At 33.9% G+C, this 24,509-nt stretch carries 27 protein-coding genes and 3 pseudogenes; 15 read left to right on the forward strand and 15 right to left on the reverse strand.

Annotated features, from left to right (window positions below; all coding sequences use genetic code 11):
• Positions 1–8: 8 nt before the first annotated feature.
• Entirely contained in the window at positions 9–401 is a 393-nt protein-coding gene (locus ACIQXF_RS07065; protein ID WP_402780630.1) for a RidA family protein, read from the reverse strand.
• Positions 402–884: 483 nt separating this feature from the next.
• Complete coding sequence (locus tag ACIQXF_RS07070) at positions 885–1,577, reverse strand: SDR family oxidoreductase (RefSeq protein ID WP_402780633.1); 693 nt, start codon at positions 1,575–1,577, stop codon at positions 885–887.
• Between the two features lie 371 nt (positions 1,578–1,948).
• Here ACIQXF_RS07070 and ACIQXF_RS07075 point away from each other — a divergent pair, with 371 nt between their 5' ends.
• From ACIQXF_RS07075 to ACIQXF_RS07090, 4 genes are all read left to right on the forward strand, one after another.
• A complete protein-coding gene (locus tag ACIQXF_RS07075; protein WP_402780636.1) occupies positions 1,949–2,290 on the forward strand; it encodes an ATPase in 342 nt (113 codons plus the stop codon).
• 348 nt (positions 2,291–2,638) lie between these two features.
• Positions 2,639–3,727 carry a hypothetical protein gene (locus ACIQXF_RS07080; RefSeq protein ID WP_402780639.1) on the forward strand — a complete coding sequence of 363 codons (1,089 nt, stop codon included), beginning with the start codon at positions 2,639–2,641 and terminating at the stop codon, positions 3,725–3,727.
• Between the two features lie 5 nt (positions 3,728–3,732).
• Entirely contained in the window at positions 3,733–4,122 is a 390-nt protein-coding gene (locus ACIQXF_RS07085) for a hypothetical protein (RefSeq protein ID WP_402780642.1), read from the forward strand.
• 125 nt (positions 4,123–4,247) lie between these two features.
• Positions 4,248–4,580 (forward strand): hypothetical protein, encoded by a 333-nt coding sequence (locus ACIQXF_RS07090; RefSeq protein ID WP_402780644.1) that lies wholly within the window; start codon positions 4,248–4,250, stop codon positions 4,578–4,580.
• A gap of 230 nt (positions 4,581–4,810) precedes the next feature.
• Here ACIQXF_RS07090 and ACIQXF_RS07095 read toward each other — a convergent pair whose 3' ends face one another.
• From ACIQXF_RS07095 to ACIQXF_RS07115, 5 genes are all read right to left on the reverse strand, one after another.
• Positions 4,811–6,016, reverse strand: a complete 1,206-nt coding sequence (locus ACIQXF_RS07095) for an EAL domain-containing protein (protein WP_402780647.1) — start codon at positions 6,014–6,016, stop codon at positions 4,811–4,813.
• A 639-nt stretch (positions 6,017–6,655) separates the two neighbouring features.
• Positions 6,656–7,753, reverse strand: coding sequence for a TFIIB-type zinc ribbon-containing protein (locus ACIQXF_RS07100; RefSeq protein ID WP_402780959.1), 1,098 nt, complete (start codon positions 7,751–7,753; stop codon positions 6,656–6,658).
• A gap of 14 nt (positions 7,754–7,767) precedes the next feature.
• Positions 7,768–9,084, reverse strand: a complete 1,317-nt coding sequence (locus ACIQXF_RS07105) for an SPFH domain-containing protein (RefSeq protein ID WP_402780650.1) — start codon at positions 9,082–9,084, stop codon at positions 7,768–7,770.
• Positions 9,085–9,277: 193 nt separating this feature from the next.
• Entirely contained in the window at positions 9,278–9,652 is a 375-nt protein-coding gene (locus tag ACIQXF_RS07110) for a DUF423 domain-containing protein (protein ID WP_402780653.1), read from the reverse strand.
• Positions 9,653–9,663: 11 nt separating this feature from the next.
• Entirely contained in the window at positions 9,664–10,089 is a 426-nt protein-coding gene (locus tag ACIQXF_RS07115; RefSeq protein ID WP_402780656.1) for an acyl-CoA thioesterase, read from the reverse strand.
• 645 nt (positions 10,090–10,734) lie between these two features.
• Here ACIQXF_RS07115 and ACIQXF_RS07120 point away from each other — a divergent pair.
• The 3 genes from ACIQXF_RS07120 to ACIQXF_RS07130 all read left to right on the forward strand — a co-directional run bounded on the left by ACIQXF_RS07120 (position 10,735) and on the right by ACIQXF_RS07130 (position 12,740).
• The gene (locus ACIQXF_RS07120; RefSeq protein ID WP_402780659.1) at positions 10,735–11,004 is read left to right on the forward strand and encodes a hypothetical protein; all 270 of its coding nucleotides are present in this window, start codon (positions 10,735–10,737) and stop codon (positions 11,002–11,004) included.
• Positions 11,005–11,352: 348 nt separating this feature from the next.
• Complete coding sequence (locus tag ACIQXF_RS07125; RefSeq protein WP_402780662.1) at positions 11,353–11,604, forward strand: hypothetical protein; 252 nt, start codon at positions 11,353–11,355, stop codon at positions 11,602–11,604.
• A gap of 311 nt (positions 11,605–11,915) precedes the next feature.
• On the forward strand, positions 11,916–12,740 hold the full coding sequence (locus tag ACIQXF_RS07130) for a hypothetical protein (protein ID WP_402780665.1): 825 nt from the start codon (positions 11,916–11,918) through the stop codon (positions 12,738–12,740).
• Positions 12,741–12,945: 205 nt separating this feature from the next.
• Here ACIQXF_RS07130 and ACIQXF_RS07135 read toward each other — a convergent pair whose 3' ends face one another.
• On the reverse strand, positions 12,946–13,566 hold the full coding sequence (locus ACIQXF_RS07135) for a hypothetical protein (protein WP_402780668.1): 621 nt from the start codon (positions 13,564–13,566) through the stop codon (positions 12,946–12,948).
• A gap of 228 nt (positions 13,567–13,794) precedes the next feature.
• Positions 13,795–13,950 carry a hypothetical protein gene (locus ACIQXF_RS07140; RefSeq protein ID WP_402780671.1) on the reverse strand — a complete coding sequence of 52 codons (156 nt, stop codon included), beginning with the start codon at positions 13,948–13,950 and terminating at the stop codon, positions 13,795–13,797.
• Positions 13,951–14,689: 739 nt separating this feature from the next.
• On the opposite strand from ACIQXF_RS07140, the gene ACIQXF_RS07145 reads away from it, so the two are divergent.
• Entirely contained in the window at positions 14,690–14,839 is a 150-nt protein-coding gene (locus ACIQXF_RS07145; protein WP_402780674.1) for a YjcZ family sporulation protein, read from the forward strand.
• Between the two features lie 294 nt (positions 14,840–15,133).
• On the opposite strand, the gene ACIQXF_RS07150 is transcribed toward ACIQXF_RS07145, so the two are convergent.
• On the reverse strand, positions 15,134–15,517 hold the full coding sequence (locus ACIQXF_RS07150) for a hypothetical protein (protein ID WP_402780677.1): 384 nt from the start codon (positions 15,515–15,517) through the stop codon (positions 15,134–15,136).
• A 399-nt stretch (positions 15,518–15,916) separates the two neighbouring features.
• Between ACIQXF_RS07150 and ACIQXF_RS07155 the strand changes: the two genes are divergently transcribed.
• Positions 15,917–16,360, forward strand: coding sequence for a carboxymuconolactone decarboxylase family protein (locus ACIQXF_RS07155; RefSeq protein WP_402780680.1), 444 nt, complete (start codon positions 15,917–15,919; stop codon positions 16,358–16,360).
• Between the two features lie 153 nt (positions 16,361–16,513).
• Here the strand turns inward: ACIQXF_RS07155 and ACIQXF_RS07160 are convergent, their stop codons facing one another.
• Complete coding sequence (locus ACIQXF_RS07160; RefSeq protein WP_402780683.1) at positions 16,514–16,762, reverse strand: hypothetical protein; 249 nt, start codon at positions 16,760–16,762, stop codon at positions 16,514–16,516.
• 279 nt (positions 16,763–17,041) lie between these two features.
• On the opposite strand from ACIQXF_RS07160, the pseudogene ACIQXF_RS07165 reads away from it, so the two are divergent.
• Positions 17,042–17,225, forward strand: a pseudogene (locus ACIQXF_RS07165) (hypothetical protein).
• A gap of 353 nt (positions 17,226–17,578) precedes the next feature.
• Here ACIQXF_RS07165 and ACIQXF_RS07170 read toward each other — a convergent pair.
• Positions 17,579–17,743 (reverse strand): hypothetical protein, encoded by a 165-nt coding sequence (locus ACIQXF_RS07170; RefSeq protein WP_402780686.1) that lies wholly within the window; start codon positions 17,741–17,743, stop codon positions 17,579–17,581.
• Positions 17,744–18,247: 504 nt separating this feature from the next.
• The gene (locus ACIQXF_RS07175) at positions 18,248–18,940 is read right to left on the reverse strand and encodes a hypothetical protein (protein WP_402780689.1); all 693 of its coding nucleotides are present in this window, start codon (positions 18,938–18,940) and stop codon (positions 18,248–18,250) included.
• Between the two features lie 848 nt (positions 18,941–19,788).
• On the opposite strand from ACIQXF_RS07175, the gene ACIQXF_RS07180 reads away from it, so the two are divergent.
• From ACIQXF_RS07180 to ACIQXF_RS07190, 3 genes and pseudogenes are all read left to right on the forward strand, one after another.
• On the forward strand, positions 19,789–20,205 hold the full coding sequence (locus ACIQXF_RS07180) for a DUF4183 domain-containing protein (RefSeq protein WP_402780692.1): 417 nt from the start codon (positions 19,789–19,791) through the stop codon (positions 20,203–20,205).
• A 51-nt stretch (positions 20,206–20,256) separates the two neighbouring features.
• On the forward strand, positions 20,257–20,577 hold the full coding sequence (locus tag ACIQXF_RS07185) for a DUF4183 domain-containing protein (RefSeq protein WP_402780695.1): 321 nt from the start codon (positions 20,257–20,259) through the stop codon (positions 20,575–20,577).
• 171 nt (positions 20,578–20,748) lie between these two features.
• Positions 20,749–21,200: pseudogene (locus ACIQXF_RS07190) on the forward strand (tyrosine-type recombinase/integrase); the annotation flags it as partial.
• Between the two features lie 605 nt (positions 21,201–21,805).
• Here ACIQXF_RS07190 and ACIQXF_RS07195 read toward each other — a convergent pair.
• Positions 21,806–22,291 carry an Lrp/AsnC family transcriptional regulator gene (locus ACIQXF_RS07195; protein ID WP_402780698.1) on the reverse strand — a complete coding sequence of 162 codons (486 nt, stop codon included), beginning with the start codon at positions 22,289–22,291 and terminating at the stop codon, positions 21,806–21,808.
• A gap of 233 nt (positions 22,292–22,524) precedes the next feature.
• Between ACIQXF_RS07195 and ACIQXF_RS07200 the strand changes: the two genes are divergently transcribed.
• On the forward strand, positions 22,525–23,403 hold the full coding sequence (locus ACIQXF_RS07200; protein WP_402780962.1) for a DMT family transporter: 879 nt from the start codon (positions 22,525–22,527) through the stop codon (positions 23,401–23,403).
• A 212-nt stretch (positions 23,404–23,615) separates the two neighbouring features.
• The gene (locus ACIQXF_RS07205; protein ID WP_402780701.1) at positions 23,616–24,077 is read left to right on the forward strand and encodes a putative iron-sulfur cluster-binding metallochaperone; all 462 of its coding nucleotides are present in this window, start codon (positions 23,616–23,618) and stop codon (positions 24,075–24,077) included.
• 144 nt (positions 24,078–24,221) lie between these two features.
• Here ACIQXF_RS07205 and ACIQXF_RS07210 read toward each other — a convergent pair.
• A pseudogene (locus ACIQXF_RS07210) lies at positions 24,222–24,509 on the reverse strand (hypothetical protein); the annotation flags it as partial.

Here is a 24,509-nt window from a genome sequence, read left to right on the forward strand (position 1 = left end):
TTTTCTACTTATTTAGCAGCCCAAATATCAATTTCTATTTTAATGTCAGGGAGTCCTAAAGCAGTAATATAAGCTATCGTCATAGAAGGATAGGGATTTCCAAACATCGTTTCCCATTGTTGATAGAAGTCATCCCAATCTATTTCTTCTGTTGCCCAAATATTGGCTTTCACCACATTATCCGCGTTAAGTCCCTCTGTCTCTAATATTAATTGAATATTCTTTAATGTATTTTTAACCTGTTCCGTTAATAATGATGGTAATTCACCGCTAGCCCCTACTCCAATCTGTCCAGATAATGCATACATTGTTGCATCCTTAGGAATGATTGTAAGATGGCTGTAATTTCCAACAGGGCTAGGTACTTGGATTGGATTTTTACGTGTTATTTTAATATTCATAGTTAATCTCCTTTAGGTTTTTATTTTTCTAAAAAAGGGCAGACTGGTCCCTAAAAACTCAATTTTAGAAAAAAACAGCTGTTGAGAATCCAATACCCATACTTAAAAAACGTATTGATCTTTTTTTCATTTGGATTCTCCCCCTTCACCTAAAGTTATTTTCACATTACCATATTTTTCATTAAAAAACAAACTTCTAATTTGTTAATAGTGAGCAATTACTCAAAATTAAGGTTATAAAATTCCTTAACCATCGTTAACTAAAACAATTTTGTATAGTGCCGTTCTTTTATAATCTATCTTGACTGAGCAAGATATCCTGATAAAGACAAAAAGACCAGGTACCCATTCTCAAAAATGGGAACTGATCTTTTTAAATGATAACTTTTTAGATTTAAATATTTGCTCTAAACTAAATGAAATAGAAAGTGACCAGGCTCTACCTTAATTACGTTACCTGATCATCTTTGCAAGAACATTGTGTTATCGTTTATTTTTGATTACAACTTCAGTCACAGCTAATGATTTTCTTGGTTTAATATTATCCATAATAATATCCGCGATGTCATTAGGATCCATTAATGTCCTAGTTTTTTCCTCAGTAAACACCCCGTCCCAAAATTCTGTTCTCATGCCACCCATGTATACGCCACATACATTAATAGATGTATCGCTTAATTCTAATGCTAGACTCTCTGTAAATCCTCGTACTCCAAATTTACTAGCACAATATACAGATTCCGTTACTTTTCCTTCTAGACCGGCTGTAGAAACAATATTGACGATTGTTCCTTCATTACGTTCTTTCATACCTTTTAGTACTTCTTGTGTGCAAAAAATTGTTCCTTTTAGGTTAATATCAATCATTTGATGAACTGAATCTTCATTCAAGTCTTCAGCATACTTAAAATAGCCAACACCCGCATTATTAATTAGCAACTGAATGGATCCAAATTCATCTTGTATAGAATGAATTATCTGAGCGACCATTTGTTTTGAAGTAACATCAACCTCATAAATAGAATAGCTATTGGTTAAAGTCTTAGCCGTATTCTCAAGCTTTGATTTCGTGCGACCAAGTAAACAAATGTGATTGTCTAAAGACGAATATTTTTTTGCAAGTGCTGCACCTAAGCCACTGCCAGCCCCTGTTATAACAACGATATTTTTGCTCATATTTATCATCCTCTCTCACAGTTAATTATACCAAAATAGGAACACCTATCAATAATCTAAACACATACTGTTACCAATCACAGTCGCTATTATAACTCCGGAAGACAGCATTATAGTGTTACATTATTGTCCAACTAATAATGCGAATTCAATACTGGCAAGAGTAAAAATTAGGTAACACTCTTGAATGATAGAAAGTCATAGCTCATTCAATAACTAAAGCGGAACGATTTATATAGTTTTTTTAATCAATTTCTACATTTTTATAGAAAATTGATTAATACGTTTAGAGCATTTCAATAGATACTGAATAAAATGAATATGTAATCTGCAGATTATAAAACTTTCATTTTAAAGGAGGTGAATTTTAATTGCCTTTAACTACTGGTCCAATTGAAAATACAGGAAATCAACCAGCTAATGCAACTAGCGTCCGCATCAAAGTTCTCAATCTTACTGGCGGTTTATTAACTGGGGTAGTAAGAGTATTTAGACTTAACGGTACAAGACAATTACTATCAACAACTCCATTTGCCGCTAATGCCAATGCTTCTACTTTTGTAACGCCAAGTGTAGGAGGCGCAGCTCAATATGAGGTTGAAATCGTTCCTAACCAAACTGGCGGATTATATAGCGTATATGGAAGAACAGCATCAGGTGTTCTTATTACTGCCCAAAGGTTTGTAAATGCAGAATTAACAGAGATTCTATAAAACTTTAGGAACAAATTTAATAACATTCATCATTTAAAGGTAAAAGGTAAATCAATTGGGGTACATGGGGTACATTTTGGAACAAGCTCCTCCTTTGTACCCCAATTTCAACAATTTAAATAATGAAGTAGAGTCACTCATTTTTAATGGGTGATTTTTTTAATTTTGGGTTTAGAACGACTCTAATTTTTATTCATTGTGGTGCATATACGTTCCCATTCATCCCTACTTTCATGTCAACCAACATATTTTTGTCATTTTTTGGGTATACAAAACATATAATATTATATTTATTAATAAAAAGACATAATTTCATCGAACACAGAATATAATTCTGGAGGGTGTTAAATGAATACAATTAAATCTTTAATCTTTCCCCAAGACTTGAATAAATTAAGTAAAACACTACTCAAAGAGATTTGTAATAAAATGACTTTAGAATCAGTCGGCAATGTAAATGAATTAGCAAGCAGAGTGTGGGAAGCTTTTGAGCATATTGAAGGCGATGTTCTTAAAATGCTAAGCAATAATATATTCTCTGGAGCGGTTTCTTTAGCTTGGTACCAAGCGACAAATAAAACTAATTTAACAGGGCTTAAACAAAGTATCATTGATAAAATGCCATTTAACCCTTTCGAAACAGTAGTTACACCAAATAGCGATAATGTTCCCATTGATCCTACAATCATTGCTGCTGCTTACATCGAAGGTTCAGAAGCATATTATTTAAGATTTATTCATAGAACAGGGGTTAATGTTGATTACTTTTTAACGAACTGTAGAGAATACGTTAAGCATGAGATTACAACAGTTTATATAGATGAAGTTAAGGGAATAATTGAAATTCGGGCAAGTTCAGCAGTAGCCAAAAAAATTATTGCTTGGTTAGCTAAAATAGTGGATGAAGAATACGAATTCAAACAGTATGATTTCTTAGAGAAATATGGTGGTACTCTTGAGTCTTTAGCTGATATCCTTCAAGGAAGGCTTATTGATGCTACAGGAAGACCAGCAGGATTAGTCAATGCATTTGAAGAAACACAGGGTCAATCAATCGTGAGTATACTTTCTGCAATTGATGAATACTATACTAATGGTGAATTATCAGTTCTAGAGCAAAACTTAAATAGTGAAAATATTACCGGCATTTTAGAAACAACACCTTTTACTTTGTTACTTTTAAGTGGTCTTGAAACAATAGGATTGGGTAGTATTAGAGAACTAAGAGGTTTACCATTATACAATTATTTAGAACCCTATCTTTCCAAACAAAAAGGATCCATACTATTTGAACATAGTGTTGATGGAGTGAAACAAGAATTTTCTATTCGAATCGGCGTAAATACAAAGACATTTAAGTTCAATGTATTTGCTTCTGAACATGTATTGGATTATATTAGAGAAAAATTGATTTACCAAATTTATTCTGCGAGGTAAAATTTGTGAGCAATTTAAAGCCATGGGAAATTTCTCAAAAAATAGATAATGCACTTGAGGCAATTGCAATTAGTAAAATTGATAAATTTTACCATAGTTATATTGCAAAAATAACGAACTTACCTCTTGGAGTAGTTATTGATAAATTATCTGAATTAGAAAAACAAGAAGCAATCGTTATAAAATTAGAGTTTCACTGTGAGGAATGTAGTAGAAGTATCTTAACTGCTAATAAATCTGAACTTGAAAATATTGATTTCATTCCTTGTAAGTATTGTGGTGCAGAAAATTGTTTCGATCCTTTAAACGCCATTCCAATAATTGAATTCAGTGAGGATTTCAGACAAAGCTTTTTAAAAAAAAAATTAATAACAAAAAAGAAAATGTTGGGTTAGGCAAGCACAATAAACCTGAGAGTTTAAGAGAAATTATAGATATTTTAGCCAAAGAAAGTTCTGATCAACTATTAAATCAAGTATCAAAACTTGGAAAAGTTACTATAATATTAGGAGATGGTTATATGGGCGAATCTAGTAAATATGGTGGTTTAACTTTTGGAGAAAATAAAGGTAATATAACTATTGAAAACAATGGTACACTCAATCAAGGGATAGCTAGCCAATCTAATGACATTAACAATGCTCTACAGCAACTTCATGAAGAAATTCAACAACTATCTGAAGACCAACGAGATATTGCAGAAGCTAATTTCGAACTTCTTCAAACTTATATAGAAAATGGAGATAAAGAGAAAGCTAAAAAACCTTTAGAGAAATTAACTAGTCTACTAGGTGTTATTAGCTCTATTGTATCTATCGCTTCTTCATTAGGACTTGGAATTCCTTTAAAATAATCAATTACGCCAAAGCGGAATTGATTATCACAGAAAAAACGACAAAAGCCATTGAGAAGTTCACTCTCAATGGCTTTTGTCGATAGTCTAACCAAAAAATTAGAGGTGCAGTTTTTATATGATAAAATATTTTCTTCATCCTTAGTTAAATTGAATCTCTTTTTCATTCAAAATTGGGGTACAAGTAAGTCTTGTACCCCTAAAACCTTGATATATAAGCATTTGTGATACTACCTAAATATATTGTGCTCATAAAGGTAATCATAGGATAGATCGACAAACAAATACTCATGCTCGTTAATAGCAATCGAAAACGTCCTTGTGATTTCCCCTGTCTCAATATCTCGGTAAAGCTCTGATATCTCTCCGCTCTGATCGTTACGCATTTTAATAATGGTTTGTAGGAAATATGGACGCCAACTCCAGTTTTTATTGATAGCTCGTGGCTGTAATTCCCACTGACCTTCAATACGCATTACGTTCGGTGATAGTTGGAAGCCATCCTCATTACAAATATATAATCGGAATGAATAATTATCCAACAGCTGTGCCAATTGCTCTAAATGTGTGATGTTGTCACTAGAAGGTTTAACACGATGAACAATTGCTTCTAGCTCCTCTTGCAATTTTTTCAGTTGAAAATATTGCGCCTCTAGCATTTTCTTTTCAGAGGTAATAAATTGCTGGCACTCTTCCTTAAAACGCTCCTTCAATATATCTTTTTCTACGAATGACATTGCAGGATTTGCCAAGTATCGACCCTGATAAAATCTGCCTCCATTCTTCCAGGCAAACTGTAATTGATAAACAGTTTCAATTCCTTCAAATAAGAGATTTGCGCCAATTTTATATGCGAGGCTCCCTATTGCTGATATCATATCTGACTGTGCAGACCAAGAATCATAATTTAAGTCTCTAATATTGACCTTTAAAATTTGTGGTGATAAAAGAGCAATATGCTCTAAATGACTCTCCGCTCCCACTTCCTGAACGGCAATTTTAACACCAAAAGTCGTAAAGTAACGAACTGCATGGTGCAGCTTATGAATATCACCTAAAAAACGGTGCTCAGAAACAACTAATACAATACGATGTAAATCCTCTTCACTTATATAGTGTTGAATAATATCAAAATGACTTTCACCGAAATCCTGCATCAGTAAGTTTGGATTACTTGGAATATAAATATCAATATCCTGTCCGATATCTTCTATTTTGGCTAATGCAGCGTGTAGAATTTTATGTTCCATGTCAATTCGATATTCTTCTGGAATATCTTCATTATTCACAAAATCCTTTAAATTAATTTGTTGACCTTCAATTTGTAACTGTCCGGAAATTTCGTAGGCAATCACCGTATGCGCATCCGCGCTAAATATCGGTTGAAAATACCCATGTATTTGATCTAAATTTGTTAACACTTCAATTGCATCCATTGTCGAAACCTCCATACATGAATAACCAACTAACTATTATTCAAGAATAACAATACATTCACAGCTCATAACATGAAAAAAGCTCTCTGACTGTATAATAATTTGTTTAATGTAAATTCGCAACTTCACATAGCGTGAATTTATGGAAATACTTGTTCTGACTTTTAAACAATCTTTCCATTTAAAGATTTCTAGCAACCAATACTTTTTAAGGCTTTCTGCTCAACTCTCCTTGGCAAATAGGATATCAATGGAAGATGACACACCACTACGTAAAAAATCCGCTTAATTAATCACTAATAACTAGTTTCTTTTTCTTGTGAAATAGATTGCTTTTCATTTATCCCGCATAAACGAGCAGTAATTTTATCTGTGTGAAAGCAAAGCGACAGCTACAATTACGCCAAGGCGAAATTGAATTGTTACTATAACTTATGCAACAATTCACAGGGAAAGCCGTGATAACTAGAGATATTTATCCCTTTTTCTTCAATTATTCAGCCGTTCACCCATTAATTTAGACGATTTGATTACAGTGCGCTAGCGCTCTCCCTTGTTCTTCAGCATTAAAGGCAGTAATTTATAGAAAAAAGCAGTATTCCATTGTATGGACTAGCCTTACAGGAATACTGCTCATGACTATTCTGACATAAAGAAATACCAAATAATAGCAATTGTAATTAATGATAAGATCACAGCAATTGTTACACGAAGCGGTGAAATTGGAGCATCTCCACCTACTTGGCCCGTTTGTCCGTTTACCATAAATCGGTATATTTTCTCTTTATAACGGAACGAAGAAAGCCAGATTGGTAACATTAGATACTTGTATGTAATATCATCATGTGTCGTAGAGAAACGTAAATTAGATACAACATCTGCATTCTTTTCCCAACGTATTTTCGAGGTAATTTGGGCTCTTAGATGATTATCAATTTCTCTCTTTGCTTGACTCCAGCCGTCCTGCAAACCAATACTGTAACGCTCTGATAAAAAACCGGCTACATATTCTGGCTTATAGGCTTTATTATTGAGTAAATTGAAGGGTTCAATTTTTCTCATCATATTTCGATCATAACGAGTTGTTGCACTTATTAAATAATCGTCAATGAATTCCTGATAAAAACCACTTGTGGAATACCAATCTGTTTCTGTTCGAGTATTGCCATCTTTGTCTGTAACCGTACGATGTTTACCATAGCTTGCCGAATACCTTGAGCTTGTTTTCGTGTCAAAAGTCCAATGAGGAAGATACACACCTTTAAACGAGTCAGGCTTCGCACTAATTTTTGCTGCCTTAGGCGTAAACCATCTTCCCTTAATCCACCTTTGGAAGTTTTCTCCTGCTTGCTTATCTGTTATTTCAAATGCGCATACCCCGTTCGGTGCAAGTGTATTTTCAGCACTGGCCTCCATAACCTGGTTTGAACCGCAGTATGGGCAACTATCAGCTACCTGTAATGCATCGTAAATTGTTTCTGCCGCACAGGCTTTACAAATTACTGTTTTTTTCTCAACACCCCAATTGAAATTTCCGCGTTCTTCAGCCTTGGCAAAATCCATTTCCTGAGCAACTTTTTCTTTCTCTGGTGTTGCTATTTCAGTCTCATAGCCACAGTAAGGACATGTTAGCTTTCCCGTTGCTGGGTTAAATTCAATGGAGGCACTACATGATGGACACTCAGCGTCGAAATCAAGTTTAACTTGTTTGACATTTTCAGCTTCTTGCGTTGACATCATTAGCCACCTCCTTACTTAATATCTTTGTCATCAAAAACATCGCCACACTCTGGACAGAATTTTGGTGGGTTCGCAGGATTCTCTGGCTCCCAGCCACATTTATCGCAAATGTATTGTAATGCCCCTGCAGGTTTTTTAGCACCACATTCGCTACAGAATTTACCTTTGTTGACAGTACCACATGTACATGCCCAGCCCTCTTCCGCAGGTTTTGATGTACCGCAATTTGAGCAGAATTTACCAGTGTTTTCATTGCCACAGGCACATTTCCATGTAGCTGAAGTTGTCGCTTGTTCTTCTTGCTGGGCTGTCTGTTTATTTTGCTCATTCATTTGATAAAGCTGCCCTACGTTTACACCTCCAGCTTGTGCTGCCATGTTCATGCCCATAAATCCTGCCATTGCTCCACCATCGTTGTTGGCTGCTGCAATCATCGCTTCCGCCTGTGCACCAGTTAATTGAGCCGCAGCCATCCCCGGATCACGCAGTACGGCATTGCGTTGTAATTGTTTAATCATTGCTTCATCTTCATCAGATGCTTTTAAGGAACTAACGCCAAAGGATACAACTGCTAAACCTCGAGTTGCTAACCATTTTTCTGACAATACTTTATTCAGGGCATCCGCAAGTGCAACTGTATGTGCAGGAATTTCGCTATAGCGTACCCCACTTGCTGAAATATGTGCGAAAGCTGGTTGTAATGCAGTCATTAACTCTGTTTTTAATTGACTATCGATAGCGTCTCTTGTAAATTCACGCTCAACGTTTCCACAAACATTTGTATAGAATAATAATGGATCAACAATTTTATAAGAATATTCACCATGGCAACGAATAGCAATATCCATGTCTAGGCCAATATTGCGGTCTACTACACGGAAAGGAATCGGTGCTGGTGTGCCATATTTATTGCCAACGATTTCTTTTTTATTAAAATAATATACGCGTTGATCTTTTGCGGGCTCTCCACCAAAAGTAAAGCGTTTGCCGATCTGCTTGAATGTTTCCATAATACCTTCAGATAAATCCGTACCATACATAATAGAAGGCTCTGTTGATGTATCGTAAACATACTCACCAGCCTCCGCAGAGAACTCAACTACTTTCCCTTGCTCAACAATCATCATACATTGACCTTCATTAATAGCAATAATGGAGCCATTACTAATAATATTATCATTGCCTTTATTAGCGCCTCGTTTAGATGTACGTTTCGCACCCTTTACAACAAGAACATCTACTGATAAAGATTCACAATAGAAATATTCACGCCATTGATCTTCTAGAACGCCTGCTAATGCGCCAACACCTGCTTTTAATAAACCCATATTAATTTCCCACCTTCAACATATATATTTAAGTTTATTTTATCATTAAAAATGATGTAATCATTATGTAGTACGCAATAATAGACAATTTGTTTCATATTTTTTTAATTCTTGCAAAAAACAAGACCATTCCATATGAGTCACTCATTTGGAACAGCCTCGTTCATACTTTCATTAAATTTTGTTTAAATCGTTATGCAAAAGCAGAAATAGCAACAAGCACCCAGGCAACGATAAATAACATACCTCCGATTGGTGTAATCGCCCCAAGCTTTTTCACGCCTGTTACAGCTAATACATACAAGCTACCAGAGAAAAACACAATACCAGCAAACATTAGATAGCCTGCCCATGAAAGCATACTAGAAGCACCTAAAAGAGCGTCACTTGATAAAATACCAAGCCCTATTAAACCTAGTGCATGGTACATATGATATTGCACAGCCGTTTCCCAAATAGCAGCATAATGGGGTGATGCAAATTTGTCTTTTAGAGCATGCGCCCCAAAAGCACCTAACACGACTCCAAGACAAGCCATAATAGCCCCTAACGCTAATAAAAATTCCATATCGTATTCTCCTATTTCGTTTCCCGTGCTATTTCTTTATATTTCGCATCCCATGCTGGATCAATTTTACTTAGGGATACCGGACGTAACGTATCTTTGTACGCTAGAATATGTACGGATTGAGCAGTTGCTGCAATCGTGCCATCTTCATGTAAAATTTCATAACCATATGTTGTACGTAGACGATCGTGCTTTTCCACCCATGTGCGTACTGTCGCCACTTGTCCATAATGCATAGCCGCCTTATAAGAAATGGTTAAATCCATCACCGGCGATACATAACCATCTTTTTCAAGCGCTGCATATTCAAAGCCTGCATCACTTACTAGTTGTGTGCGCCCAATCTCCATCCAAATGATGTAGTTTGCATGATACACAACGCCCATTTGGTCAGTCTCAGCATATCGAATTTCAATCTGTTTCTCACTTACAAACATTTTCTTCACCTCGTCCTACATTATAGCGTAAAAGTATTGATTTGGTGGGGTTTTTGCTTTTTTGATTTTTGTGAGGTGAAAATAATGACTCAATTAATAGTAATAATTAATTTATAAATAAAATTATTTTATATTTACCTTTGACCCATATAACACCATATAACTTCTTTTAATTGGGGCACTTTCTGGGGTACCGTGGAGTACCATTATTTTAAACATAAATACAAATCAATGAGCAGGTGCAATACTACATAATCTTTAAAAATTAAAAATCCACTCATTTGAAAAACTATGAGTGGATTTTTCTATATAGCCTCATGAACTTTATCAAAATTAAAACCTTTAAACGATACAATTCTTAATGATCATCCTGAGTGAGTCTTTTCAAGATATTGAACTTTACAATACAACATCGGTTCTAGCTAAGTTATATCACGATCCACTTTAGTTACACCATCATCTTCAATTGATAGTGTCATAATTAAACTATTTGAAGGTCCGATGATGGATGATAATAATTTGTTTCGTTCCACCAAAGGTTGATTTGTATGAGGTTTAGTAAATTGATAATAGATTTATATATACAACACATATCAAATTCCCTAAAATGGTAAATAGTAGATAGATATATTGAGGTGAATATAAATGAATAATTGCCCTAATTGTTTAGCCAGTAATCCGTTTAAGAAAGTATATAGAGATGGTTTAGTATTTGTGGAATGTGAATATTGTAATACGATTTTTGAAGATACAACAACGAGAGCAAAGAGAGAAGAGAGAGCGAGAGTACAAAACGAAGTCCAAAACAAAATTCAAAAGGAACAAGACACTGCTTTCGCTAAAAAAGTAGTTTGGGGGCTCTTTGCTTTAATCATTTTTGCGTATTTTGTTGATGCTATTTTAATGATCAGGTAAACACAAGCTTTTGTGATTACCTGATCATTCATGTTGTATTTGCTACTTTTTAATTACTACGTTGTTCAATGATAATTTTCAATTCTCGCTATATTTATTATTTCACCTCATACAATTTTGTTATTTTACTCTCGTTGTTATAAACGAGCTTCAATCCTAACAGATCCGCAATTTCTCGCACTTGTACATATGGCAGAAATGTTCTTAGGATCATTAAGCATGAATTTCACTTCTGTTGTTTGAACCAGCTTAGCTTATTCCCCTCCTTCTGCGTCTGTTCAGTTTGCGTTTTTATGTGTACTTTTCATCCTCTATTATCTAAAATAGTAATGAAAGGGGAACATATAAATGGATGATTTAATTTTGATTATCTCGATTTTGAGTCTTACAGCTATTATTATTTTAATTATTTTTGCAATTGTTCAATTTGCAAAAAAGGACAAAGAAAATATGAAACAAATCAAGTTTGCAGGTATTGCATTAGCTATATTGACTATTGTGTTTATTGGATTTATTTCAACAACCGATTCAACTAAAACTTCAGTAGATAATGAAGGTGAGGCAAAAACTAAGGAAGAATTAGAAAATAATCTAAAGTAGTCACTCAAAAAAACGAGTGGCTTTTTGTTTGCAATAAAAAAGCCAAGCTCAAATTAATGATTATCTGGGTTTTGTTGTGATTTTTATATACATGAATTAATAAATCTCTTAAAATGGAAAATAGTTACAATAATCAAATTAACGGAGGGATTGGGGTGAAAAGAAATAGTAGCAATAGTCGCGATTGTAGGAATATCTTACTTTGTACTAGATTCCACTTGTAATATGTGTAAAATAATTCAGCAGCATATAACATAGTAAAAGTTTGCTAACTTTAGGGATATAGTTAATTTTGGAAAGAAGGGTTTATAATGAAAAACAAAAAATTTTTTATCTTTATTAGTGCTTATTTATGTCTTCTCATTTTCTATATTTATCTTGTTAGAGAAAAGAATATATTTATTATATCAACTTTAACAATAGGCGCTTGTATAATCATACTATTCTTTGCAGTAAAAAGAACTAAAACCAGAATTCCATTATTCATTGCACTCTCTCATTTTTTAGTAGTTACTTCATGTACATTTTTCGCTTCTCTTCTTTGTCTTGTAGTTTATGAAAATTTCATTGTTAAAACTTTATTAGGATTAATTTTAACTTTAACTGTTAGTTTTATACTTTCAATTGTTATAAACTTAATTGTACATATATTAATGGTTAAATTCATTTTTAAAGAGGACTATTTAGATCGTGATTTAGTTTCTTCATTTACTAATATCGCTAATTTTTCAACTTTTCTCATGACTGTAATTTTACTATTCAATTCAACGATTAGTTCAAATATTAATAATATCAATATCCAGAATTTTGATACAAGATTAAATAATTTAGAAACACAAATAAATGCTAACTCTGAATCCCATCAACTTAGCGCCACTTCATCGTTGAAAAAAAATAAAAACAATAATGACAATACTGAAAATGACTTAGACTTTGCACTTATGTTAATTACAATGGTTGTCTATTCTTTTGCTAGCTACTATGCATTAATACCATTTGTTAAACGAAAAAATAAGCAACTATATTCTACAGATATAAAAATACCAATAAACATTATAGAGATAGCAGAAATTCATTCGATTTTGGATATGAAACACAAGCATATTAATTCTTATAAAAAAAATGATGAAAATTAAAAAACAAAAGTTCCAATAGTCTCTTATAGTTATATTTACGGTCACTTCCAGCCGAGTGACCCTTTATTAATTTCTTTTCTCATATTGTTCATTAAGGTTTAGCGATTCCCATAACAATAAGAAATCTACATGGTTTCTTCCTCCGAGATTTTTTCCTCAAATGTAAAAGGCACTCTCGTATTAGAAAGTGCCCTTTAACAGTTTTTTAGTCATTCATATCATCTGGATAAACAATTGTATTAATTACCTCTCCATTTGATTCATCTTTAAAAATCACTGTAACTTTATATTGTTCTGGGTCTACACCGTTGAATAATTGATAATACATACCTGCTAGTGCAAGGCCTATTGATGCCATAGCATCAAAACTGCCTTCAAACTGTTCTTTATTTACGGTTAGTGTAAACTCAGTAAAAGACTTGTTATTTGATACATCTTTTATAGAAGCAAAGTCATCGCTATTTTTAATATCTTCTACCGTTTCAAGAATACCATTTTCCAAATCTTTCATCATTTCTTTATGAACTGATTTAGACATTTTGTATGTTACAGAACCATCGTTATTTTTGATGGCTTCCTTAATTCCTTCCTCTTTTGCTTGAGCAATCGAAGAATCAATGTCTTGACCTTCGAAAAACGAAGCTGGTATTGTCACTTCGACGTTCATAAGTCCTTTATCAACTTTAAATGACTCGTCTTTAGATTGTTCTTCTGTTTTATCAGCACTATCGGTTTTCTTACCACTATCACTTTCTTTATCCTGTTTACACGCTACTAATAAAACAACTAGTAGCAATGTTAGTGGTAGTATAAGTATTTTTTTCATTTTACAAACTCCCTTCTACATAAATATACATGGATAATGAAGGGAATTCTATAACTATTTTCAAATTTTTACATATCCCTTATCTAATCTGCGCTTTACAATGTACCTCACCGTTTACCGACCTAAATTTTTCTACACTAACTATCGTACATGTCTTACATTTGTTCCCAACCTACAAAATGCTAAAAATCCAACTAAGCGCCCATTTACTTTAAAATGACAGAAAAGTTAACTATGTGCAACGCCAAAAAGTATCGCCATTGTTATAAAATCAACAATTAGTAAACCATATATGCTTAACACGATTGTTTTCGCTTGTCCTTTTTCACTAAATATCGCTAATAAAATGGATACTCCTACACCCGCCATAAATATCCAATACATCAATTTCCATCTACATATATAAACATCTCAACTACATTGTTTGTTTTCTACATGTAGCAGCCTATGAAGAACCTCAACTTCCCTGTCGCTAACTACATATGGAATGCATTTGTACTTCGGCAATCTTTTGTTTATATTCCTTAATTCGATAATTTAGCGAATATACATGACGTTGCACTTCTGCAAACATCGGATCACTATTCCCGCCATTTGCCTTTGGTAGCGTTGCCTCAACTCCATAAATAACAATCTTTACCCCGATGTAACTATTGTTATCAACCTTTGCTCCTGGCTATATTACTTCCTCAATGGTTTCAACCATCTATCGGCTATGTTCAATCCACTTCAGTACATTCTTTTTCGTTACCTTGATTTGCCCTTGCCCATTAGATTTGCCCTCCTATTCCCGTATGCTTTTATCTGACTAGCCTAGATAAAAGAGCATTAACCAATTCTGAGCTGTAGAGTCTGCAAACGCTGCGGCTTTTTTAAATTCTATTTCACAGGCAATTCACTATACAAACATAGCTATCACATCATATTAATAGTAATGTAAAGCTAATTTAGCCTTACACCTCCGAATCTTTTTACTAAGGGTCACTCCTATCCCAAGTGACCCTTTTTTATTGTCTTATCTCACAAAAATATATTTTTTAATGCCTATATAGCTGAATGGTTTAACACCCCACTCCTTTTCTACAGCTAACATATTATATATTGTAGAAAGGGGGTGTGTTTTATGGGATACTATGGTGGAAATGTTGGTGGTATTAATAATGGCTGCTATTACGGTGGCGGTTATGGTAATGGTTCACAATTTGCCTTAATTGTTGTTCTATTTATACTTCTAATTATTATCGGAGCTACTTTCATGCATAGAGAATATTAACATTTCCGATTTAAGGGTCGCCCTCCAGCCTGGTGACCCTTTTATAGTTTCTTTCTTCATATTATTCTTTAGTTTGCTGTAGCGTATGACGACGCTGCGGCTTTTTTTAAACACTCTGAAAATTCTCCTTAGAAAATAGATCACTCAGGTTAGGAAATAAAAAATAATTTCCCGGGTAAGCGCAAGAAATGACAAGTTTAGTCTTACATTCCAGCATCAAGCGACTGATTTCATCATTATTCTTCGTCTGTTGAAATATCAAAGCAGGCAGAAAAACTCTGGATCACTGTATCTTTATTTTTTATGATAAGTCAACGCCATTTGAATACAAAGTGTTAATTCTTCAATTGGTAACTCACTGTTTACTGAAAGTATAATTGCTCTGTTTTTAGAAAAATCTAAAGAGTTACCAAATAATTCTCTCCATTCTTCAACTAAAGTTGTTTGACAATGTACGAAAAAACCTATTTGTGAATCAGAAAAACGATCTATTCTAATAGGTGTGCCGTTTTCGGACGAAAAAGTTAATTGTCTCCATTTCAAACTCTCCTGAATAGTTATATCTCCTAGATTATTAGCAACACTCATAATCAATTGCTTGAGTTCGATTAGCTTTTCTTGTTGTAAATCAGTGTAATTATTGTATATTTCAAGAATGTCATAGTGTTTGTTCATCATGTTTAATAGCCATCCCTATTTAATATATTTTTCTAATTTCTTTTCATCCACCACCTAATAATAACCTATAAAATGAAATAAATGTAATGTTTTTCATCCTTAAAACCAAACCCACACTTTCATCACAAATCGTTTTAGCCTATGAGATTATTTAAGTATTTAGTAGATATACGTACAGATGCTGGCTCATTTTCAGATGGAGAATATCAATTAAAATAGAAAGATCCAAATGAATTAGTGATAATTTACGCGTTTGATTACGTCTTCGTACAATTATTTCAGGAAGCTACTGTAAATAAATAGATTTAGATTGATGAATGTCATAGAGGCAAAAGATAGCACAAACGTTCGTGTATAGTTATAATGATCTTATCTTAAAAAAAAAAGGAGTCTGGCTTTATGAGTCAAAGAGTTGCCTACTATGATGTTGCACCTGATGGTATGAAAATAATGATGGATATGGAGAGATACACCAAGAAATCTACCATTAATCGAGCAACAAGGGAACTTATCAAAATTAGAGTATCTCAAATTAATGGTTGCGCTTTCTGCATAGACCTACATACATCCGATGCTCGTAAGATGGGGGAAACCGAACAGCGTATTTATTGTTTAAATGCTTGGAGTGAATGTACTTTTTATACACCTGAAGAGATAGTTGCCCTAGAATTATCTGAACATATAACTTTAATTCCTACTAAAAGAGTTCCAGATGACCTATATAAGCGAGTTCGTAAATACTATGACGAGAAACAGTATGTTGACCTTGTTCTAATCATCAATCAAATCAACAGTTGGAATAGGATTTCTATTGCAATGGGGAATACAGTAAATGAAAAATAATAACTCATTAACGAACATCTCAAGGTGTTCGTTTTTCCTTTCTTTTGTTTCGGGAATTTCTCTCAAATCACTTACCTCCCGCGCAACTTACTAATATGTTCAATCAATATTTCGATACTTTTTCGACTCCCTCTTTGCATGGCCTAGTGTAGTTCATTTTCTTTTATCTTTTCCAAATTTCTCGTTACCTCTTTTAAAATTACCCGTAATTTTAGCTAACAATAACTGTACAGCTGTTTTATTATCTTCAGCTTCTTTGATTTTTGCGATAAGACGCTCTGCCTGATCCTTTACAATTTTTATCTGTTTACCTTCGTAATATATTACTACTGTTCCTTTTTTCGTTATTTGAAAATCAAATGGTTCTTCGCTTAATCTGTTTCGTTTATCTATATCGCTCAATACACCGTCTCCCTAATTCTTTTAGTTTCAAACATTATATTCAAAAAAATTTGTTGGTTCACTTGTTTTCTTTTTCTTCTCAATATGTAACTAATGTTTTAACTACAAACCGTAAAGGCTAACCAATATTACGCGATGATTTACTCTGTCAGAAGGTTTTCGTGCAATCGGTCGCATTTCTTCATACTATCTATAACACATCACAAAATATCCATAAAAACATTTACTACTCTAAAAGGAATGATGCCTATGCCATGACAACAAAGAATTGCGGATCTAATGGGTCAACCAGAAGGAGTTCACTAGTAAATGGTCAAAGAACATCGATAATATTGTGTAGAGTATCAAATGGTATGCTCCTTGTATATGAATATCTATACCAGGCTCAATTTCATTAAAACAATATGATTTCTTGATGATCAATGATGTTCATGGATTCCCTTCTTGTAGTCCACTAATATAATAAAAATTAAATCCAATCAACAGCTCAAATTTAGAGCTGTTTTTCATGCATAAAATCTTTCTTATCAAGACCAAAATAAAAAAAGATAAATAAATCAAAGGATAAAACATATTTTATATGACTAATATGTTTTGTCTTTTTTAAATCAACATAACTGATATTTGAGTTAGGGTCAGAAAAATTCCGATTTACAACGATAAGAAAAAACGTTACCAAACGTGAACTACACCTCCTTATTAGACACAACTAACAAGGAGGTGTAGCTTTGACAGTATTTATTTCAAGTAAATCTTCTCGCCAAGACCACTCGTTTAGGTATTAAAAACAGCGGTTACTATTTTACCCTCCACCGTTCAGATATTTATTGTCGCCAGCTGTGAAATTTGAATCATCGCCAGGTTTATTAGATGAATGCGTATGGGTAAATTGTTCACGCTTAACTTTTCTATTCTATAATCAATAAAAGCTGCACCACTAACAACTGTAACAATTAAGCCAGCTCCAAACCAGTAAAACATTCAACCACTTCCTTAAATATATATTACTTACAATTACATCGCAATATGAAATAAAGACCCCAGACACCGCTTTTGGGAAGGATTATATTAAAATTAATGCAGCATAATACTTCGATTAATTAGGGTAATTACCCCTTATTTAGTGTATTATATAAGGGAATTTGAAAGAGAAGGCAATATTCTTTATGCCGAGACAGAATAATCAAAAAAAAATAAAAGACAAAAGGCACCGAGAAAAGTAAAACTCGATGCCTTTTGTCGAAATCCGAGGGCAAATCCCCCTTTTTAACACAACGTTTTTCACTTTAATTCGTTCTCAAAGCGCTTTCGTAATACTAGAGCCCAGACAGTGAACACCACTAAAACTAATGCTGAGGCGACAGCAATCTGCAACACTATTCCGGTTCGAAATTTAAACAATAGCACGACTGAGATTATTAAAACGGAGCCAGTAAAACCCATTCCCAAGATCAAAAACGCCAAAACCTTGTTCATCGAATCACCTCATAGATAATTAAAACAAGCTACCGCTCCAGCAATAGTACCAGTACCAAGAATTGCATATGCACCAATACATGCAGCACATATCGGACCAGTCACTGGTGTCGGTGCTACACACGAAGTGCCACACGCAACCGCAATAGCATAAGCCAACGTACCACCAATACCCATGGCCACTACAAGACAAGCTGCCACATCGCCTATACCCATCGGTTGAATCATAGAGGGCTCTTCTGCAAGCAATTCTTCATCCGTCATATAAGCAATCCCAGTATCCTGAGAATTAACAAGCGTTCCATTCAAATACGTCGAAACCTGGAAGTTTCCTAGCTCATTCTTGGTAACCAACATTTCATTTGTCTGCAATACATTATCATCCTCATCGAAGAACACCGTGATGTTACTAGGAAGGCTGTAATCCCCATGCAAAGGAACTGAAACAGCTGTAACTCCACCACCGACAGTGTACACAATCGATCCTTCCAATCTAAGAGCAGACGCAGGTGCTACAGTCCCTTCACCCTCTTCGACTAAACGAAACGTTGCATCAATCTTTTCCTCAGCCGCAGAGCCGATAACTTGAACAATATCCGGAGCGTCGTTAGTTAGCGCGGAAACTGTAGTTTGAGGTAAACTATAGAAAAAAGTAGCAAAAATTATTAATACTGGCAAGAAGAATTTTTTCACCTTTGACATAATAAAACCTCCTTTTCATTTCACATTTTTGTTATAAATTACTAATTATACATCAAACTGTAATTATCCTTCTTGCCTTTGAAAAAAGATTGATAAAAAATTCCCCTAATCCTTAATTTTGAGATAAAAGTAAACCTCGAATTTTGAACAAAGTTTGAACAAAAAATCTGTATCTGGACGTGGCCAAGCAAAAGGTTGTACCGCTACTTTCAAATGTTCAATTCGCCCTTTTCTTAATTTATATCTACTTGAATTTAATAAAGCTGAAGATAAGTAGATTTTAATGAAACAAAAAAGAAGTAATATTTAACTTTGAATACGTTAAATACTACTTCTTGATATACTGTAGATAGGGGCGCTTTAGTGTAACAAGGATTTATAACGTATACATAAATAAACTTAATAACGTCCCAAATGCAAGTTTGGACATAACCAAAAAGCCGCAAACGCTGTGATATCAACGTTTGCGGCTTTTCTTATGAATATTATTTATACATGTTTTTATGCACTTTCTTCAAAAGTTAATCATAGCAACGCTTTAGTGGTAATTGGAACACTGCCACAATGTCGATTTACCCTTTCAATTATTGAAGTGCACAATTTCTTAAAGTCTTTCCCCCTGTATTTCGTCAAAATTTCATTTTAATAGTTTTCATTTCAGTCATAAACTATCCTTTTAAAAAAATATTTATTTAATTCTCTTTAATAGACAAACTACCAATCACCTTCCAGTCTTAATTCATAAGATAAAAATGAAGACAAGATATAATATTTTGAAAATCTTTCTTGTTACAAGTGCCTATAACTTTCGGGGTCAAAAACATATTAAAAAGGGAGGTGAGAAAAAAATGATGATAAAATTGGACCCGCAAAATTTGATTGGCGACAATTGTTGTGATCGAGTTTTTTGGCCCCGTTTAAAAGCTATTGACATAGGTTCTATTGAAATTCCTCCAGTAGTCACCCCTGCAGGAAATATTATTCCAAAAATAAATAGATATTTCTACATTGTTACTAAAGATATTGACTTAACAAACGGAGCAACCCTTCCAGCTAATTTATTTACAGATGATAATGGCGATCCTGTAACCGAATTTACGCTTTTTAACCCTAACGGCTACGTTAATCTTTATATCAATGCCGTAATGCAAGAGGGCGGCGCATACAAAGTAGCCCCAGATTCATTAACTCTTAAACCATTTAATACAATTATTTTTGCTGGAACTCCAATAATTATAGAATCATTAGGCTTCCAACAAATATAATAAAATCCTTTATTTAAACTAAACTTTTTCTCTTGAAAGGAGGTGAAAAAAATGCCGCTTTCAATTATCAATATTCATGTAAATGTTACAGCAACTTCCACTAGATTCTTCGATGTCTTAGTAGCAGACTTGCCTATCATTGATGGTACTACTATACCTGTTGGAAACTTTCTAGATGATAGTGGAGATGTCGCAACTGCATTCCCAATAGTAGCGAACGGCTACTATAATTTCTATGTTAATGGAGTATTGCAGGAAGGTGATTTATATACAATTTCTGCAACAGAGTTAACTTTTAACGGTGTTACTGGTACAATCGGAGCCGGAACTCCATTAGTAGTAGAGGCTGTAGAACTTACTACAGTTACTTAAGGAAGCAGCTCGATAAACTAATGCCTACAAAAACAGATACCAAACCATAGTTATATGGTGATAAGCTTTTTTGCTGATTCATCCTATATTGGTGCTAAGGGTCACTTTCGACTGAGTGACCCTTATTTTAATATGAACCTACAATACTGAGCACGAAAGAGTATAAACTAACCAACCAGTCTTGCACACCGTATCCGCTTTATGAAATCATTTTTTCGTTGGTCCCATGAAGAAGGATACTTGAGTAAGAATATTTTCGAATTCATGTTTTCTACTGGTTGCCGAATTGGAGAAACAGTTGCGTTAGAAAAGAACGATATTAATTGGTCGAATCAATCGTCAGAGGAAAAGATGATAAGGAAAGGGAAATTTATTTTAATACGCGTTGTGACATAGTCGCACTGACAATAATCCTGCCCATCTTTGTGACAGTCAGTCGGCTACATAAAATGAGTATTGCTCAAATGCGATACATCATCAAGCGGATATCAAATTGTGCTGAAATCAATAAAGCAATTCAACTTAGACATAGCTATGCAATTCATTTGTTGAACAATGGAGCTCCCATAGAAGTCATACAAAGTCTTATGGGGCATGAGAAAAGCGAAACAACTAGGATCTAAGCTCAATTAAGCGGGAGGCTAAGGAAAGAGTATTATCAGAAGTACTTTTAAATGTAAAAGGAGCAATGTCTTAAAAGGCTTTGCTCCCCATAGTGTTGAAAAACAAAATAGTCAAGGAAATCTTAGTGAATATTTGACACCTTAAATGAGGTGATTTCCGTTCCAGACTACTCGCTTTGTTGCTGTCGCACAGTAAACAAATTTGTTGTTGCTGCCGCTACGTTTGCACTACGCTATCGCACAGACAAAACCCTTTTGCTGACGCTTCGCTTTCGCACAGAGCAAAGCTTCCTGTGGACGAGCGCGGAGCCGCTTCCTTCGCTTTCCCACGGGAGTCGAGTAGCCTTACACTCCAATCAATGATAATGTAAAAGCTATTATATCTTTTTCTTCTAAATGTTTAAATAGAGTAAAGGTATCTGCATCACAGTCTACTTCTTTATTATCTCCTTTTCTATTTGTAATTCTCTCGATGGTTCAAGTCTGTTCACCGTGTCGTACCATATATATGAATGTTTTCATAATACCTCCCGTAATTTTACAGAGCTACATGCTTATTGTTTATCCTATACATTTAAGTGACGAAGTATTGCTCGAAAGAACTTCTACTGTTCATCTTCAGATATTGGTAAAACTGTTGAATATTTAACTTCTCTTAAAGATAAGTTAGTTTGAATGCGGGATATGCCCAGCCTATTTAATTTTCTTATAAAGCTATTTAATTCTTTTCGATCTCTAATAATAACCTTTAAAAGATAATCGTGCTCTCCTGTTAAACAATGACATTCTAATATTTCTGTCATTGTTTTTAAGGCATTTTCCAAAGCTTCTAGTTCCTTAGCTTGATGAATATTTGTACTCATGAAAACGTAGCACAGTAAATCGAATCCCAGTTTCTCATGATTTAAAATGGCAACTTGTTTGTCAATAAATCCTTCACTTTCTAATCGTTTTATTCTTGTATGAGTTGCAGGTGGGGATAAATTCACTCGTCTCGCTATTTCTGCATTACTTATTTGAACTTCCCTCTGCAAAATATCTAGTATTTGAGTATCTACGCTATCTAATAATTTTCTTTCAACATCTCTCAAACTATTTTCTCTCCTTTTTTTATTCGAAATTTCAGCTATATCCGACTCTTGTTATTAATTTTATTCTGTAAAATTCTATTATTCTTATGATTATTTTGATTTTTATTCATTCTACAGAATATTATACTGCTAAAAAAGCTAAAATGTTATGATTCTTTTAACTATAATAACTCGATTATAAATATGAGAACTAAAGGAGAGATAGTGATTTGACGAATGTCTATGTTTTATTGATGCTTTTAACTAGTTTACTTTGGGGAGGGAATTTTGTAGTTGCCAAATCTCTTGTTAATCATGCCTCTCCATTAACATTGACGAGCTTGCGGTGGCTCATTGCTGTCACTGTACTACTACCAATGGTTTGGTGGAAAGAAAAAAGATTGCTTCCCTCTCGCGATGCCCTTCTCCCTTTATTTTTAATGGGCATTACAGGGGTCGTATTGTTTAATATCTTTCAATTTTTAGCATTGGAAAGAACTACATCGACGAATGTTGGCCTCATTTCAACATTAAATACAATTTCAATTGCGGTTTTTTCATTTGTTTTTCTAAGAGAAAAGATTAATGTACTTCAAGCACTTTCAATGCTACTTTCGTTATTTGGGGTTCTGCTCGTACTGTCAAAAGGGAATATCACCTTATTATTATCTTTTCATTTTAATTTGGGGGATTTATGGATGATTGCAGCTGTATGTATTTGGGGAATTTATTCCGTTTGTAGTAAATGGGCAATGAAAACTACTTCCCCACTAATGTCTAATTTGTATTCAGGAATATTTGGACTTCTTGTACTATTGCCATTTAACCTTAAGGATTATAGTATTTCCAATGTTAATCATTCTTTTATTCTCTCGCTTTTATATACAGCGTTGATCTCCACTGTAGTCTGTATGGTACTTTGGAGTATTGGTATTCAAAAATTAGGGGCTACAACATCCGGTATTTTCCTTAATTTTAATCCGATTTTCACGGCACTTTTAGCGTTTTTATTTATTGGAGAGCGCATCTCTTGGACTCAGGGGATTGGGGGATTGATCGTCATTATAGGCTGTTATTTATTTTCACATTTTAAAACAAAAACAACTTATTTAAAAACGTCATTTTCAAATTAAATGAACTGCTCCCAATTGCTGGACATTCGGGGGCAGTTCCTCTTTTTTTACGTATTCACTATCTTGTTGATATTCTGAGTCAACAAATAAAACAGTACCTTAGTACTTGGTTTATACTAGTATATAAGGAGAATTACTAATTCCAACTCCAAATTAGTGTACATGCCCTGTCCTGTTATTGAAATGAAAATAAAATGAAAGGTGGAAAGACGATGGAAAACTGCTGTAGTAGTAACCTTAAAAAAAATATTAACGAAAACACTATTGTTTGTCCATCTTGCAAACATAAAGCTAAGAATGTAAAGCTGATAACAATTAAATCAATGATTAAACCATCTGTATTAGAAACTATAAATGCAATGGAAAATCACTTTTTTTGTGCAACTAAGGATTGTCATGTAGTTTATTTTGATACGAGTAATAAGGAATACCTTCTATCTGATATAAAGGTAGCTGTGCATCAAAAGAATGACTCAGTTAGTACACCGATTTGTTATTGTTTTAATTGGACTAAAGAAAAAATTAAACAATATGTTGAAAATGAACTTACGCCAAATCCTTTAGAACATATTCGTGCAAATATAAAGGAAAACCGTTGTGGCTGCGAGGTAAACAATCCTCAAGGAAGTTGTTGTTTAGGGAATGTTACGAAATATATTAAAGGTTTAACCTAAAAAAGCAGTAACAAGGGCCCTAAAAGCCTGATAAAACAGGGGTTTTAGGAACCCTTTTATTGATCGTGGTACACTTCGATATTTTGTCTAATAAAATTGGTTACCGCCGTTATTGTTTAAAGGTTGTCCTTCCTTCACATCATTTTAATCAATTAATTGATTAAACTTCTCTGTAGGCAAATCAACTCCTAGTTCCTCCAACTGTATCTTTGCTTGCTCAATTAATTTTGTAACCTCTTTTTTAGTTTCGTCATCTAAATTCGCGAATTTATCGCCTTTTTCAGTATGGCTTGGAAGAGATACACCAAGTTCTTTCAGTTGTGTATTTGCTTCCTCTTGAGTTAAGGAACCATCTTTTTGTTGCTTCATTATTTCTTGTACCTTTGTTTTTGTTGCATCATCTAAATTCGCGAATTTATCGCCTTTTTCAGT

The sequence above is a fragment of the Lysinibacillus sp. NPDC097231 genome (genome assembly GCF_044761885.1).
Classification (GTDB): Bacteria; Bacillota; Bacilli; order Bacillales_A; family Planococcaceae; genus Lysinibacillus.

What these genes read in the sequence shown, in the direction of transcription:
- ACIQXF_RS07065 (WP_402780630.1), bottom strand. Translation starts at nt 401, where the DNA reads ATGAATATTAAAATAACACGTAAAAATCCAATCCAAGTACCTAGCCCT.
- ACIQXF_RS07070 (WP_402780633.1), bottom strand. Translation starts at nt 1,577, where the DNA reads ATGAGCAAAAATATCGTTGTTATAACAGGGGCTGGCAGTGGCTTAGGT.
- ACIQXF_RS07080 (WP_402780639.1), top strand. Translation starts at nt 2,639, where the DNA reads ATGAATACAATTAAATCTTTAATCTTTCCCCAAGACTTGAATAAATTA.
- ACIQXF_RS07090 (WP_402780644.1), top strand. Translation starts at nt 4,248, where the DNA reads ATGGGCGAATCTAGTAAATATGGTGGTTTAACTTTTGGAGAAAATAAA.
- ACIQXF_RS07095 (WP_402780647.1), bottom strand. Translation starts at nt 6,016, where the DNA reads ATGGATGCAATTGAAGTGTTAACAAATTTAGATCAAATACATGGGTAT.
- ACIQXF_RS07100 (WP_402780959.1), bottom strand. Translation starts at nt 7,753, where the DNA reads ATGTCAACGCAAGAAGCTGAAAATGTCAAACAAGTTAAACTTGATTTC.
- ACIQXF_RS07105 (WP_402780650.1), bottom strand. Translation starts at nt 9,084, where the DNA reads ATGGGTTTATTAAAAGCAGGTGTTGGCGCATTAGCAGGCGTTCTAGAA.
- ACIQXF_RS07110 (WP_402780653.1), bottom strand. Translation starts at nt 9,652, where the DNA reads ATGGAATTTTTATTAGCGTTAGGGGCTATTATGGCTTGTCTTGGAGTC.
- ACIQXF_RS07115 (WP_402780656.1), bottom strand. Translation starts at nt 10,089, where the DNA reads ATGTTTGTAAGTGAGAAACAGATTGAAATTCGATATGCTGAGACTGAC.
- ACIQXF_RS07120 (WP_402780659.1), top strand. Translation starts at nt 10,735, where the DNA reads ATGAATAATTGCCCTAATTGTTTAGCCAGTAATCCGTTTAAGAAAGTA.
- ACIQXF_RS07125 (WP_402780662.1), top strand. Translation starts at nt 11,353, where the DNA reads ATGGATGATTTAATTTTGATTATCTCGATTTTGAGTCTTACAGCTATT.
- ACIQXF_RS07130 (WP_402780665.1), top strand. Translation starts at nt 11,916, where the DNA reads ATGAAAAACAAAAAATTTTTTATCTTTATTAGTGCTTATTTATGTCTT.
- ACIQXF_RS07135 (WP_402780668.1), bottom strand. Translation starts at nt 13,566, where the DNA reads ATGAAAAAAATACTTATACTACCACTAACATTGCTACTAGTTGTTTTA.
- ACIQXF_RS07140 (WP_402780671.1), bottom strand. Translation starts at nt 13,950, where the DNA reads ATGTATTGGATATTTATGGCGGGTGTAGGAGTATCCATTTTATTAGCG.
- ACIQXF_RS07145 (WP_402780674.1), top strand. Translation starts at nt 14,690, where the DNA reads ATGGGATACTATGGTGGAAATGTTGGTGGTATTAATAATGGCTGCTAT.
- ACIQXF_RS07150 (WP_402780677.1), bottom strand. Translation starts at nt 15,517, where the DNA reads ATGATGAACAAACACTATGACATTCTTGAAATATACAATAATTACACT.
- ACIQXF_RS07155 (WP_402780680.1), top strand. Translation starts at nt 15,917, where the DNA reads ATGAGTCAAAGAGTTGCCTACTATGATGTTGCACCTGATGGTATGAAA.
- ACIQXF_RS07170 (WP_402780686.1), bottom strand. Translation starts at nt 17,743, where the DNA reads ATGTTTTACTGGTTTGGAGCTGGCTTAATTGTTACAGTTGTTAGTGGT.
- ACIQXF_RS07175 (WP_402780689.1), bottom strand. Translation starts at nt 18,940, where the DNA reads ATGTCAAAGGTGAAAAAATTCTTCTTGCCAGTATTAATAATTTTTGCT.
- ACIQXF_RS07180 (WP_402780692.1), top strand. Translation starts at nt 19,789, where the DNA reads ATGATGATAAAATTGGACCCGCAAAATTTGATTGGCGACAATTGTTGT.
- ACIQXF_RS07185 (WP_402780695.1), top strand. Translation starts at nt 20,257, where the DNA reads ATGCCGCTTTCAATTATCAATATTCATGTAAATGTTACAGCAACTTCC.
- ACIQXF_RS07200 (WP_402780962.1), top strand. Translation starts at nt 22,525, where the DNA reads ATGCTTTTAACTAGTTTACTTTGGGGAGGGAATTTTGTAGTTGCCAAA.
- ACIQXF_RS07205 (WP_402780701.1), top strand. Translation starts at nt 23,616, where the DNA reads ATGGAAAACTGCTGTAGTAGTAACCTTAAAAAAAATATTAACGAAAAC.